The sequence below is a fragment of the Variovorax paradoxus genome (assembly GCF_902712855.1).
Lineage (GTDB): Bacteria > Pseudomonadota > Gammaproteobacteria > Burkholderiales > Burkholderiaceae_C > Variovorax > Variovorax paradoxus_Q.
Genome location: NZ_LR743507.1, coordinates 4,907,908 through 4,919,958 on the forward strand (window position 1 = coordinate 4,907,908; position 12,051 = coordinate 4,919,958).

Here is a 12,051-nt window from a genome sequence, read left to right on the forward strand (position 1 = left end):
CGATCAGTTGGCCGGCGCGACCACCGCCGGCGGCACGAACGGCAGGCCGCGCTCTTCCGACAGCCACTGCAGCACCGGGAACGCGCCCGGCAGCACCGGCGTCACGTCCAGCGGCAACTGCTGCCAGGCCATCTGCTGGCCTTCCCGCATCTCGAATTCGCCGCTCCAGGCCGTGACCTTGCACCAGTGCAGGCGCACCAGCGCATGCGGGTAGTCGTGTTCGGTGACCTTCCAGACCTCGGCGCCGTCGATGGTGATGCCAAGCTCTTCCTGCAGCTCGCGCCGCAACGCCTGCTCGACGGTCTCACCCGCTTCGATCTTGCCGCCGGGGAACTCCCAGAAGCCCGCGTAGGCCTTGCCTTCGGGGCGCGTCGACAGCAGCAGCGCGTCGTCAGACCGGCGGATCAGGACGCCGACCGCAACTTCGGTGTGCTTGCGAGACTCGCTCACGCGCCGCCCTGCCCTGCGTCCCGGCCTGCGTAGTCGCGCGCGAACTGGTAGGCCACGCGACCACTGCGCGAACCGCGCTCCAGCGCCCAGACGAGCGCCTCGGGCCGCGCGGCTTCGATGGCGGCAGGCGCCACACCGAACGAAGACAGCCACTGGGCCACGATCGTCAGGTATTCGTTCTGGCTGAACGGATAGAAGCTCACCCAGAGGCCGAAGCGTTCCGACAGCGAGATCTTTTCCTCGATCACCTCGCCGGGATGGACTTCGCCGTCCTCGGTGTGGGTGTACGAGAGGTTGTCCTTCATGTACTCGGGCAGCAGGTGGCGCCGGTTGCTGGTCGCATAGATCAGCACATTGGGCGTCGACGCGGCGATCGAGCCATCGAGGATCGACTTCAGCGCCTTGTAGCCCGGCTCGCCCTCGTCGAAGCTCAGGTCGTCGCTGAACACGATGAATTTCTCGGGACGCTGCGAAACCACCTCGACGATGTCGGGCAGGTCGGTGAGCTCGGCCTTGTCCACCTCGATCAGGCGCAAGCCCTGCGGCGCATAGGTCTGCAGGCAGGCCCGAATGAGCGATGACTTGCCGGTGCCGCGCGCGCCCGTCAAGAGCACGTTGTTGGCCGGCTTGCCCTCGACGAACTGCTGCGTGTTGCGCGCGATCTTTTCCTTCTGGACGTCGATTTCCTTCAGCGAGTCGAGCGACATCGCCGCCACGTGCTTCACCGGCTCGAGCACGCCGTGGCCGGAGTTGCGGCGGCGGTAGCGCCAGGCGATGGAGGCGTTCCAGTCGGCGGGCGCTGCGAGCGGCTGCGGGAGGATCGATTCGATGCGGCCGATGAGCTGCTCGGCGCGCTCGATCAGCTTCTGGAACTGCTCGTTCATGACCTGTAGTCAGCGTTGATGGTCACGTACTCGTGGCTGAAGTCGCAGGTCCAGACGGTTTCGCTGGCATTGCCGCGGCCCAGGCCGATGCGCACCGTGATCTCGCTCTGCTTCATCACGCGCTGGCCGTCTTCCTCGCGGTAGGACGGGTTGCGCCCACCCTTGACCGCCACGTGCACGTCGTCCAGGAACAGGTCGATGCCGGTCTGGTCGAGGTCGGCGATGCCCGCATAGCCCACGGCCGCCAGGATGCGGCCCAGGTTCGGGTCGCTGGCATAGAAGGCCGTCTTCACCAGCGGCGAGTGCGCCACGGCATACGCCACCTGCTTGCACTCAGCGGCGTCCTTGCCGCCGTCGACCTGCACGGTGATGAACTTCGTCGCGCCCTCGCCGTCGCGCACGATCGCCTGCGCCAACTGGCGTGCCACGTCCTGCATGGCCGCCACGAGCGCCTGGCCTTCCGGCGAGTCCAGCGAGGTGATGGTGGCGTGCGAGGCCTTCTGCGTGGCGATGACCACGAACGAGTCGTTGGTCGAGGTGTCGCCGTCGATGGTCACGCGGTTGAAAGACGCATCGGCCAGAAGCCTGGCGAGCGGCTGGATCAGCGAGGCGTCGATCTTCGCGTCGGTTGCCATGAAGCCCAGCATGGTCGCCATGTTCGGGCGGATCATGCCGGCACCCTTGCTGATGCCGGTGATCGTGACCGTGGCGCCGCCGACCTGCACCCGCTGGCTGAACGCCTTGGGGATCGTGTCGGTGGTCATGATGCCTTCGGCGGCCCGGGCCCAGTGGTCCTGCGAGGCATCGGCCAGCGCGGCGGGAAGGCCTGCCTCGATGCGGTCGACGGGCAGCGGCTCCATGATCACGCCGGTGGAAAACGGCAGGATCTGCTCGGGCGCGATTTCCAGGTGGCGTGCCAGCGCGATGCAGGTGGCGCGCGTGCGCATCAGGCCGTCTTCGCCGGTGCCCGCATTGGCGTTGCCGGTGTTGATCACCATCGCGCGGATGCCGTGGTCCAGCGCGAGATGGTCGCGGCAGACCTGCACCGGCGCGGCGCAGAAGCGGTTCTGGGTGAACACGCCGCCGACCGCGGAACCTTCGTCGATCAGCACGACGGTCAGGTCCTTGCGGTTGGCCTTGCGCACGCCCGCTTCGGCCACGCCGATACGGACGCCGGGCACCGCGAACAAGGCGGCAGGATCGGGAGCGGACAGGTTCACGGGCATGGCATCTATTCCTTCTTGCGCATCAATTTTTCATCGGTACCAACAATGCTCACTTTCCGACGCCAGGGATACCGCGGAACCGGCTCTGCCGGGCCGCCGGTATCGCCCCCGGCGAGGGGGTCGGCGGCCACACGGAGTGGGCAAGCCTGGGGGAGTACGTGATTAATTCAGCTTGCCGTGGCACTGCTTGAACTTCTTGCCGCTGCCGCAGGGGCACGGGTCGTTGCGGCCGACGCGGCCGAAGGCCGCAGCCTCGGCGCTGATCGCGCCCGCACCGGCGAATGCCGCGCGGCGCTGGCTTTCCTCGTCCACACGCACCTCGACTTCGCCGGTTTCGGTCGGTGCGCTGTAGGTGATGTTGGCGACGTTCTCGCCACGGCTTTCGAGCGCTTCGGCGGCTTCCTCGAGCTGTTCGCCCGATTGCACGCGCACCGTCATCAGCTGGCGGGTGACTTCGTTCTTGACCGAGTCGAGCAACTGGCCGAAGAGTTCGAAGGCTTCGCGCTTGTATTCCTGCTTGGGCTGCTTCTGCGCATAACCGCGCAGGTGGATGCCCTGGCGCAGGTAGTCGAGCGACGCCAAGTGCTCGCGCCAGTGGGTGTCGATGCTCTGCAGCAGCACCATGCGCTCGAACTGCGTGAAGTTGTCCTGGCCGATCAGTGCGACCTTGGCGTCGAAGGTCTCGTTGGCGTTCGCCAGGACCTTCTCGACGATGTCCTCGTCGGACACGGCTTCGGAAGCTTCCACGTCCTTCTGCAGGGGCATGTCGATGCCCCATTCGTTGAACAGGCTCTTCTCGAGCGCGGCCAGGTCCCACTGCTCCTCGACCGACTCGCTGGGCACGTACTGGCGCACGAGATCGGTGAAGCAGCCTTCGCGCAGCGCGCCGATCTGTGCCGTGAGGTCGGCCGCGTCGAGGATGTCGTTGCGCTGCTGGTAGATCACCTTGCGCTGGTCGTTCGACACGTCGTCGTATTCGAGCAGCTGCTTGCGGATGTCGAAGTTGCGCGCCTCGACCTTGCGCTGCGCGCTTTCGATGCTGCGCGTCACGATGCCGGCTTCGATGGCTTCGCCGTCGGGCATCTTCAAGCGGTCCATGATCGCCTTCACGCGGTCGCCCGCGAAGATGCGCATCAGCGGATCGTCCAGGCTCAGGTAGAAACGCGAGGAGCCCGGGTCGCCCTGGCGGCCCGAACGGCCGCGCAGCTGGTTGTCGATGCGGCGCGATTCGTGGCGCTCGGTGGCGATGATCCGCAGGCCGCCCAGCGACTTCACGAACTCGTGGTCCTTGCTCCATTCGGCGCGGATGTGCGCGATGTCCGCTTCCTTGGCGGCGGCGTCGCGGCCTTCGTCGTTCTCGACGGCCTCGATCATCTTCTCGATGTTGCCGCCCAGCACGATGTCGGTGCCGCGGCCGGCCATGTTGGTCGCGATGGTGATCATCTTCGTGCGACCGGCCTGCGCCACGATGTCGGCTTCACGGGCATGCTGCTTGGCATTCAGCACCTGGTGCGGCAGGCCCGCCTGGGTCAGCAGGTTGTCGATGATCTCGGAGTTCTCGATGGACGAGGTGCCCACCAGCACCGGCTGGCCGCGCTCGTAGCACTCGCGGATGTCCTGGATGGCCGCCTCGTACTTCTCGCGCGTCGTCTTGTAGACGCGGTCGAGCTGGTCCTCGCGCTTGCTCACGCGGTTCGGCGGAATGATCATGGTCTCGAGACCATAGATTTCCTGGAACTCGTAGGCCTCGGTGTCGGCCGTGCCGGTCATGCCGGCCAGCTTGCCGTACAGGCGGAAATAGTTCTGGAAAGTGATCGAGGCCAGCGTCTGGTTCTCGGCCTGGATCTCCACGCCTTCCTTGGCTTCCACGGCCTGGTGCAGGCCGTCGCTCCAGCGGCGGCCGGTCATGAGGCGGCCGGTGAACTCGTCGACGATCACCACCTCGCCCTGCTGCACCACGTAGTGCTGGTCGCGGTGGTACAGGTGGCGGGCACGCAGCGCGGCATTCAGGTGATGCATCAGCGTGATATTGGCCGGGTCGTAGAGCGACGCGCCTTCGGGCAGCAGCTTGAATTCGCTCAGCAGCCGCTCGGCGTTCTCGTGTCCGTCCTCGGTCAGGAACACCTGGTGCGTCTTCTCGTCGACCGTGAAGTCGCCGGGCACCGTGACGCCTTCGCCGGTGCGCGGGTCGGCCTCGCCTTCCTGCTTGGTCAGCAACGGCACGACCTTGTTGATGGCGAGATAGAGATCGGTGTGGTCTTCGGCCTGGCCGCTGATGATCAGCGGCGTGCGGGCCTCGTCGATCAGGATCGAGTCCACTTCGTCGACGATCGCGTAGTTCAGCACGCGCTGTACCCGGTCGCCCGGCTCGTAGACCATGTTGTCGCGCAGGTAGTCGAAGCCGTACTCGTTGTTCGTGCCGTACGTGATGTCGCTGCCGTAGGCAGCCTGCTTTTCCTCGCGCGGCATCTGCGGCAGGTTGATGCCGACGGTGAGGCCCAGGAAGTTGTAGAGGCGGCCCATCCAGGTCGCGTCGCGGTTGGCGAGGTAGTCGTTCACCGTGACCACGTGCACACCCTTGCCGGACAGCGCGTTCAGGTACACCGGCAGCGTGGCGGTCAGCGTCTTGCCTTCGCCGGTGCGCATTTCGGAGATCTTGCCGTTGTGCAGTGCCATCCCGCCCAGCAGCTGCACGTCGAAGTGCCGCATCTTCATGATGCGCTTGGAGCCTTCGCGCACCGTGGCGAAGGCTTCCGGCAACAGGGCGTCGAGGGTCTCGCCCTTGGCGATGCGGTCCTTGAATTCCTGCGTCTTGGCGCGCAGCCCGTCGTCGCTGAGCTTTTCGAACTCGGGTTCGAGCGCATTGATGCGTTCCACCGTCTTGCGATACTGCTTGAGGAGCCGATCGTTGCGACTGCCGAAAATCTGGGTCAGGAAGTTGGTTGCCATGGGTGGAGATGGGCGGGCGCCTTTGACCTTGGACAGTCGGCGGGCACTTCGACCGGATTCCCTAAGATATGGTGAAAGCAGTTGGGCGCGCTTCCCATTAAAGCAAGCGGCCTTTTTTCCGGCGCGAACGCCGGCAAACCGGGCATTTTAGCTGTCTTGTTTCTAACCCCTGGATTACCCATGTATCGCCGACTCCCCCCCGCCATTTCACTGCAGCAAGCTGCGGAAGGCGCCCCCACCCTGGGGAGCCTGATGGCGCGGGCGCGGGACACCACCGAGCGGCTCAAAGCCGTGGAGGGCCTGATTCCGCCGGCCATGCGCGCCGCCATCCAGGCCGGCCCGGCCGAGGGCGACGTCTGGTGCCTCCTGGTCAAGGGCAGCGCCGCAGCCGCCAAGCTTCGCCAGCTGTCGCCGATGCTGGTCACGCGGTTGAAGAACCGGGGCTGGGAGGTCTCGACCATCCGCATCAAGGTGCATACCGGCCGCTGAAACCTGGCGGCAGCCTCCCCGTTTTTGATTTTTTGTCTGGAGATGGATAATATTTCCAGATGACAAGCCCCACCGCGCCCGCACAAGCCCAGCTCCTGCTGCTCGACAAGCACCAGGTCGACGACCTTCTCCACCTCGATGACGTGCAGCGCGCCGTGCGCGAGGCCTTCGTGCTGCACAGCGAGCACGCGGGCCGCGTGTTTCCGGTGGTGCGCGAGCGGCTCGACACCGGTGGCGTGTTCGGCATCAAGTCCGGCGACGTCCAGTCGCAGGGCTTGCTCGGCTTCAAGGCCGCCGGCTTCTGGCCGGCCAACCGGCAGCGCGGCGGTGAACCGCACCAGGCCACCATCCTGCTGATCGACCCCGCCACCGGCCGGCCGCTGTGCGTCGTCGACGGCAATGCGGTCACCACCGTGCGCACCGGCGCGGCCGGCGGGCTCGGCCTGCAACGGCTGGCGCGGCGCGGCAGCGTTCGGCTGTGCCTCTTCGGGACCGGCGTGCAGGCGCGCATCCAGCTCGACTTCGCGCTGCGGGTGGCTCCCTCCCTGCGCGAGGTTCTCTATGTGAGCGCAAGCGGAAAGCCCAACGCGGCCTTCGAGGCCCATTTCGCCGGCCGCTGCCGGATCGCTCCGGCGTCCGACCGCAACGCCGCGGTGGCCGCAAGCGACATCGTCATTACCGCCACGCCCGGCGGGGGCGCGCTTTTCGACCTGGAGGCGGTGAAACCCGGCACGCACCTGAACTGCGTGGGCGCCGACACCCGCGGCAAGCGCGAACTTCCCGAGGGCCTGCTGGCGCGCGCACGTCTCGTGGTGGACGATCGTGTCCAGGCCGGCCAGATCGGCGAGATGCAATGGGCGCCCGGCACCGACTGCGTGGAGCTCGGCGACCTGCTGACCGGAAAGGCGGCCTTCGAGCGCGCCGCCGGCGATATCACCGTGTTCGACATGACCGGCCTCGCCCTGCAGGACCTGACCGTCGCGCGCCTGCTGCATGCGCGCGCGGCCGAGACCGGCACGGGCACACGCATCGCGTGGCCCTGGTAACGCGGATCAGGCAGCCGCGGCGCCGAACAGCTCGGTCATGAATTGCGTCGACTTCAACCCGGTGCCGGTCAGCAGCGCGACCGTGGTCTCGCCCGGCCTGATGTCGCCGCGCTGCGCCAGGACGTCGATGGCGGCCGCGGCGGAGGCGGAAGTCGGCTCCGTGTAGAGCCCGCTGGCCGCGAGCCGGCGCACTGCGGCGGCGATCTGATCTTCGGTCAGCGCCACCGTCCTGCCGTTCGTCTCGCGCAGCGCCTGCAGGATTTCCGGCAGCCGCACCGGCCGCTTGATCGCCGTGCCTTCGGCAATCGTCGGCTGCACGGGGCGCTCCACCAGCGTATCGGCGCCTGCCATGAAGCTCGCGTCGATCGGCGAGCAGTTCAGCGGCTGCGCGACGAAGATGCGCGGCAGCCTTGCGATCTGCCCTGCCGCGAGCAACTCCCCGAAGCCGATCCAGCAGCCCAGCACGTTGCTGCCCGCACCGGTGGGTATCACCACGTTGTCGGGCGCCCTGAAGCCCAGGTCTTCCCACAGCTCGTAAGCCAGCGTCTTCGTGCCCTGGAGAAAGAACGGATGCCAGTTGTGGCTCGCATAGAAGATCGATTCCGACTGCCGTACCGCCTCGTATTCGGATTCCTCGCGCGGACCCGGAACCAGCTGCACCTCGGCGCCGAAGGCCCTGATCTGCGCCACCTTCGGCGCGGGCGTGTAGCTGGGCGCGAGCACCTTCACGCGCATGCCGGCCGCTGCGCCGGCGGCGGCGATGGCCGCACCGCCGTTGCCCGAGCTGTCTTCCAGAACGGCGTCGACGCCGATCTGGCGGAGGAACGACATCATCACCGCCGCGCCGCGGTCCTTGAAGCTGCAGGTCGGGTTGAACCACTCGAGCTTGAAGTACGGCGCATGGTCGCCCCAGCGCTTCTGCACGAGCGGCGTGCAGCCCTCGCCCATGCTCGCGGGCTGCGCGATCTCCACCGGCAGCGCCGCGCGGTAGCGCCACAGCGAGCGCGTGCGCGAATCGATGTCGTCGCGCCCGATGCCCGGCAGCGGCGTGACCAGCATCGGGTTGCCGTCGTCCGAACGCCAGCGGCGCTCGGAAAGCTCGTGGTATCTGCCGGTACGGGGATCGACATAGCGTGCGCGTTCGGGTGCGGTCATTCGCGGCTCCTGGTCATGGGGACAGAACTGGAAAAATCTCAATTTTCTGGATAATACATCCAACACTGGAATTTTTGTATATCCTGGATTCTTCGTCCAGGGCTGGAATACATTGCCGCCATGAAGAAGAAGTCGAACAAGCAGGTCCTGGAGATGCTGCGCAACATGGCCGAGGGGCTCGGCCAGACCTTTGCGCCGTTCTGCGAAGTGGTGGTGCACGACCTGAGCAATCCGAAAAACGCGATCTACTCGATCGAGAACGGCCTGAGCGGCCGCGAAGTCGGCCAGTCGGTCACCGAGCTGGGCCTGGCGCGCATCCGCGACCCCGAATTCCCTGCGGTGATCGCCAACTACGCCAACACCTTCCCCGACGGGCGAAAGGTCAAGAGCACGTCGATCGGCATCAAGGACGACAGCGGCGAGTACGTGGCCGCGCTGTGCCTGAACGTCGACCTCACCCTGTTCCAGAGCTTCCAGGGCGCAATCTCGCAGTTCACGCGCATCGACGACAAGGAGGTGCACGAGCGGCTGGAAACGGGCGGCGCGCACTCGGACCGCATCCACGCGCGCATCGACGACTTCGCGGCCGCGCGCGCCACGACCTCGCGCTCGCTGAAGCCGGCGGACCGCCGCCAGCTGGTGCAGGAACTGAAGAAGGCCGGTCTGCTCGAGGTGCGCCGCGGCGCGGAGATTGCAGCGGCGCACATGGGCGTGTCGCGCGCCACGGTCTACAGTGACTCGAAATAAGCCGGCGATGCATCGCCGGCCTGACGGATTGCCTTGATCCGGGGTGTCAGGCCGGCCTGTCGGGCCAGCTCGGATCGCTCGACGCGTTGGCGGTCAGCATCAGCACCACGTGCGCATCGGGCGCCACGGCACGGCTGTCGCGCAACTGCCGCAGCGCGGCCAAGCCGGCGGCGGCGCAGAGTTCGGCACTCACGCCGGCCGCGGTGAGCAGCCGACGCGCCGCGCGGGCTTCCTCGTCGTCGACCACCACCGCGCCGCCGCCGGAGGCCGTGGCCGCCTGCCACTGCAGGTAGGTGACGGTGGCGCCCGCGGTGGAGAGCTGCGCAGTGTGGCCAGGGTAGCTTCCGTTCATCGCACCGCCCGCGAGCACGCGCGACAGCCGGGGAAACGGCTCGACCAGCCACAGCCTGGGAATGCGCGCGATGCGCCCTGCGGCCAGCAGGTCGCGAAAGCCCGCGTAGATCCCCCAGGCAAGATCGCCGCGCGCAGTCGGAATCACCACGTGGTCCGGCAGACCCCCGTCGTTCAGGCATTCGAGCGCGATCGGCTTGTAGCCCTCGATGGCCAGCGGCGCGCTGCCCAGTGCGGGCAGGTGGTAGTTGGTCAGGGCGAAGTAGCCGGGGTGCTGCGAGCGCTCGCGCACGAAGGCCCAGCGGCCCGCGTTGTCGGCGAACATGTAGCGCCGCGCGCCCAGCGCATCGAGCTGCCGCGCATAGGTGGCCGGCATGCCCTCGTAGGTCGCCACTTCGCAGCCGAGGCCGGCAGCCCATGCGTAGTGCGCCGCCGACACCGCCGCGTTGCCCGAAGAGGCCAGCACCAGCGTGTGGGCGTCGACGTCGAGCGCCTGCGCCACGCCCATGGCGGTCATGCGGTCCTTGTGCGAGCCGGTCGGGTTGCACGACTCGTCCTTGATGTCCAGCCGCGCCACGCCCAGTTGCGCGGCCAGCTCCGGCATGTCCTGCAGCGGCGTTCGGCCCTCGCCGAGCGTGAAGCCGGGGCCGTAGGGCAGCGGCATGGCCTCGGCGCCGTTCGGCAGGTAGCTCGCGCGCAACGCCACGTGGAAGCCGGCCTTGCGGCAGGCCGGGCAACCGTCGTGCGTCTGCGTGACCGGATAGAGCGCATCGCAGCGCAGGCACCGCAGCCCGTGCAGCCGCGTGTTGCGCACGGGTCGGGGCGTGCGGTCGCGCACCATGCCCAGAGGAGTCCCGGAGGGATGGACGGGGGAATCCATGGGCGGAATGGCGAACTTGAAGTCCAGGACGGGCGATGTCATCACGGGGTGGCCGGGGGATGCGATGCCCAAATCTTATGCAAATGGAAATAATATGGCGCAGCCGAACCAACTCAACCGATAACAAGACTTATCGATGCGCTTCGCAGAGATCGAAACGTTCCGGGCCCTGATGCGCGGCGGCTCCACCCGCAAGGCGGCGGCCCTGTTGCGGGTGACACAGCCCGCCATCAGCCAGTCGCTCAAGCGCCTCGAGGTGCAGGCCGGCATGCTGCTGTTCCAGCGCACAGGCGGACGGCTGGTGCCCACGCCCGAGGCGCATGCGCTGTGGGTGGAGGTGGAACGGGTCTTCATCGGCATGGACGCCATCGAGCACCGCGTGCGCAGCCTGCGCGACTTCGGCGTCAGCCAGCTCGAGCTCAGCTGCTTCCCGGCCTACGGTCTGGGCTTCATGCCGCGCGCGCTGGCGCGGCTCAAGGCGCACCGCGGCGCGAGCCCCTGGCCGCAGGTGTCGCTGCAGGTACTGAATTCGACGGACGTGCGCGATCGCGTGGCCCGCGGCGCCTCCGACTTCGGATTGATGGCCGACGAAATCTCGCTCGAAGGCATCGATCATTCGACCTTCTCGTGCTTTCCCGGCGTGGTGGTCATGCCGCCGGGCCACGCGCTGGCGCGCTTCAAGACGATCCGGCCCGAGCAATTGGCCGAGGCGCCCTTCCTGTCGCTCAACCCCGACGATCCCACGCACCAGCGGCTCGAGGCCGCGCTGGCACCGCACGGCGTGGCGCTGCGCGTGCTGGTGCAGACGCCGTATGCCGCCAGCGTGTGCGAGATGGCCCTGCGCGGCCTGGGCGTCGGGCTGGTCAATCCGGTCACCGCGCTCGACTACGCGGAGCGCGGGCTGGTGGTGCGCAGGTTCTCGGTCGACGTGTACTTCACCTGCCTGCTGGCGCTGCCCGCGGGCAAGGCGCTGTCGGCCACCGCGCGGGACTTCATCTCGCTCATGCGCCAGCAACTGGACGAGGACGAGCAGCGCATCCAGCGCCACCTGTGCTGACGGCGGCATCCCGGCGGCACCCTACTTCCAGGTGAACTCGTGGTTCAGGCCGACCGCGACGCCGCGCACATGCCGCGGCCCGGTGCGCGATGCGCTCACGTCCAGGCTGATGAGCGGCGTGAAGCTGAAGCGCCCGCCGATGCGCGAGGTCCACACGGTCGAGGCGCGGTTGCGCTCGGCGATGAAGGACACGGTGTCGTTCAGCGCCCATTCGGCCGCCGCGCCCACGCGCGAGGTGCGCGCGCCGGTGCCGCTGGCCCAGTCGGCGCCGAAGTTGGCATGCAGCTGCAGGCTCTCCAGGGGCCGCCAGGTGACCGGCACCACGAACTGCCCGCCGGCGCGGCCGCCGCGCTTCAGGTCGAACACCGCGCCCATCGACACCGCCGCGCTCAACGGCGCGTCGGCGGCCGGCCCATAGAAGTTCCACTTGAGCTGCGGGCCGCCGGTGACCGCGTGCACACCCGCCACCGAAGTGCGGTCGAGGTTCAGCCCCAGTTCGACCGGGCCGACGCGGCATGCGGGCCCGATGTGAAAGACCGTGGCCGGCTCCACGCCCGAACGGCCCCACCAGGTCTCGTACTGGCATTGGCCCGGATCGAGCGTGCCGGCGTCGTCGACGTCGAAATGCCCGGCGGCATGCGCCGCCGGGGCTGCGCACCAGGCCGCGAACAGCATGGAAGCCGCAAGCACCCGGCCGGCGAGTGGCGGCCGGGCCGGCATTGTTCGTTCGTGGTCTTCGTTCTTCATCGCGCACATCTCCGCAGCCCGCGGCGCATTCTAGGGACGCGGAAAGTCGGCGCCATGACGCGAGGCCTGC

At 67.7% G+C, this 12,051-nt stretch carries 11 protein-coding genes; 4 read left to right on the forward strand and 7 right to left on the reverse strand.

Annotated features, from left to right (window positions below):
* Positions 1-3: 3 nt before the first annotated feature.
* The 4 genes from AACL56_RS23185 to secA all read right to left on the reverse strand — a co-directional run bounded on the left by AACL56_RS23185 (position 4) and on the right by secA (position 5,509).
* Positions 4-450, reverse strand: a complete 447-nt coding sequence (locus AACL56_RS23185; RefSeq protein WP_339092140.1) for an NUDIX domain-containing protein — start codon at positions 448-450, stop codon at positions 4-6.
* Entirely contained in the window at positions 447-1,334 is an 888-nt protein-coding gene (locus tag AACL56_RS23190; RefSeq protein WP_339092141.1) for an ATP-binding protein, read from the reverse strand. The genes AACL56_RS23185 and AACL56_RS23190 overlap by 4 nt, the downstream gene beginning before the upstream one ends.
* Positions 1,331-2,560: a bifunctional glutamate N-acetyltransferase/amino-acid acetyltransferase ArgJ gene (argJ, locus tag AACL56_RS23195; protein ID WP_339092142.1), complete on the reverse strand. Its 1,230-nt coding sequence runs from the start codon at positions 2,558-2,560 to the stop codon at positions 1,331-1,333. Before argJ ends, AACL56_RS23190 begins: the two co-directional genes overlap by 4 nt.
* A gap of 162 nt (positions 2,561-2,722) precedes the next feature.
* Positions 2,723-5,509, reverse strand: coding sequence for a preprotein translocase subunit SecA (gene secA / locus AACL56_RS23200; RefSeq protein ID WP_339092143.1), 2,787 nt, complete (start codon positions 5,507-5,509; stop codon positions 2,723-2,725).
* Between the two features lie 180 nt (positions 5,510-5,689).
* On the opposite strand from secA, the gene AACL56_RS23205 reads away from it, so the two are divergent.
* Positions 5,690-5,998: a hypothetical protein gene (locus AACL56_RS23205; RefSeq protein WP_339092144.1), complete on the forward strand. Its 309-nt coding sequence runs from the start codon at positions 5,690-5,692 to the stop codon at positions 5,996-5,998.
* A 59-nt stretch (positions 5,999-6,057) separates the two neighbouring features.
* Positions 6,058-7,044: an ornithine cyclodeaminase family protein gene (locus tag AACL56_RS23210; RefSeq protein ID WP_339092145.1), complete on the forward strand. Its 987-nt coding sequence runs from the start codon at positions 6,058-6,060 to the stop codon at positions 7,042-7,044.
* Between the two features lie 6 nt (positions 7,045-7,050).
* Here the strand turns inward: AACL56_RS23210 and AACL56_RS23215 are convergent, their stop codons facing one another.
* Complete coding sequence (locus tag AACL56_RS23215) at positions 7,051-8,199, reverse strand: threonine synthase (protein WP_339092146.1); 1,149 nt, start codon at positions 8,197-8,199, stop codon at positions 7,051-7,053.
* A gap of 120 nt (positions 8,200-8,319) precedes the next feature.
* Between AACL56_RS23215 and AACL56_RS23220 the strand changes: the two genes are divergently transcribed.
* Entirely contained in the window at positions 8,320-8,946 is a 627-nt protein-coding gene (locus AACL56_RS23220) for a helix-turn-helix transcriptional regulator (RefSeq protein WP_339092147.1), read from the forward strand.
* Positions 8,947-8,992: 46 nt separating this feature from the next.
* Here AACL56_RS23220 and AACL56_RS23225 read toward each other — a convergent pair whose 3' ends face one another.
* Positions 8,993-10,219: a pyridoxal-phosphate dependent enzyme gene (locus AACL56_RS23225; RefSeq protein WP_339092148.1), complete on the reverse strand. Its 1,227-nt coding sequence runs from the start codon at positions 10,217-10,219 to the stop codon at positions 8,993-8,995.
* Positions 10,220-10,313: 94 nt separating this feature from the next.
* On the opposite strand from AACL56_RS23225, the gene AACL56_RS23230 reads away from it, so the two are divergent.
* Positions 10,314-11,234, forward strand: a complete 921-nt coding sequence (locus AACL56_RS23230) for a LysR substrate-binding domain-containing protein (protein WP_339092149.1) — start codon at positions 10,314-10,316, stop codon at positions 11,232-11,234.
* Between the two features lie 21 nt (positions 11,235-11,255).
* On the opposite strand, the gene AACL56_RS23235 is transcribed toward AACL56_RS23230, so the two are convergent.
* Positions 11,256-11,981 (reverse strand): hypothetical protein, encoded by a 726-nt coding sequence (locus AACL56_RS23235; RefSeq protein ID WP_339092150.1) that lies wholly within the window; start codon positions 11,979-11,981, stop codon positions 11,256-11,258.
* Positions 11,982-12,051: the final 70 nt, after the last annotated feature.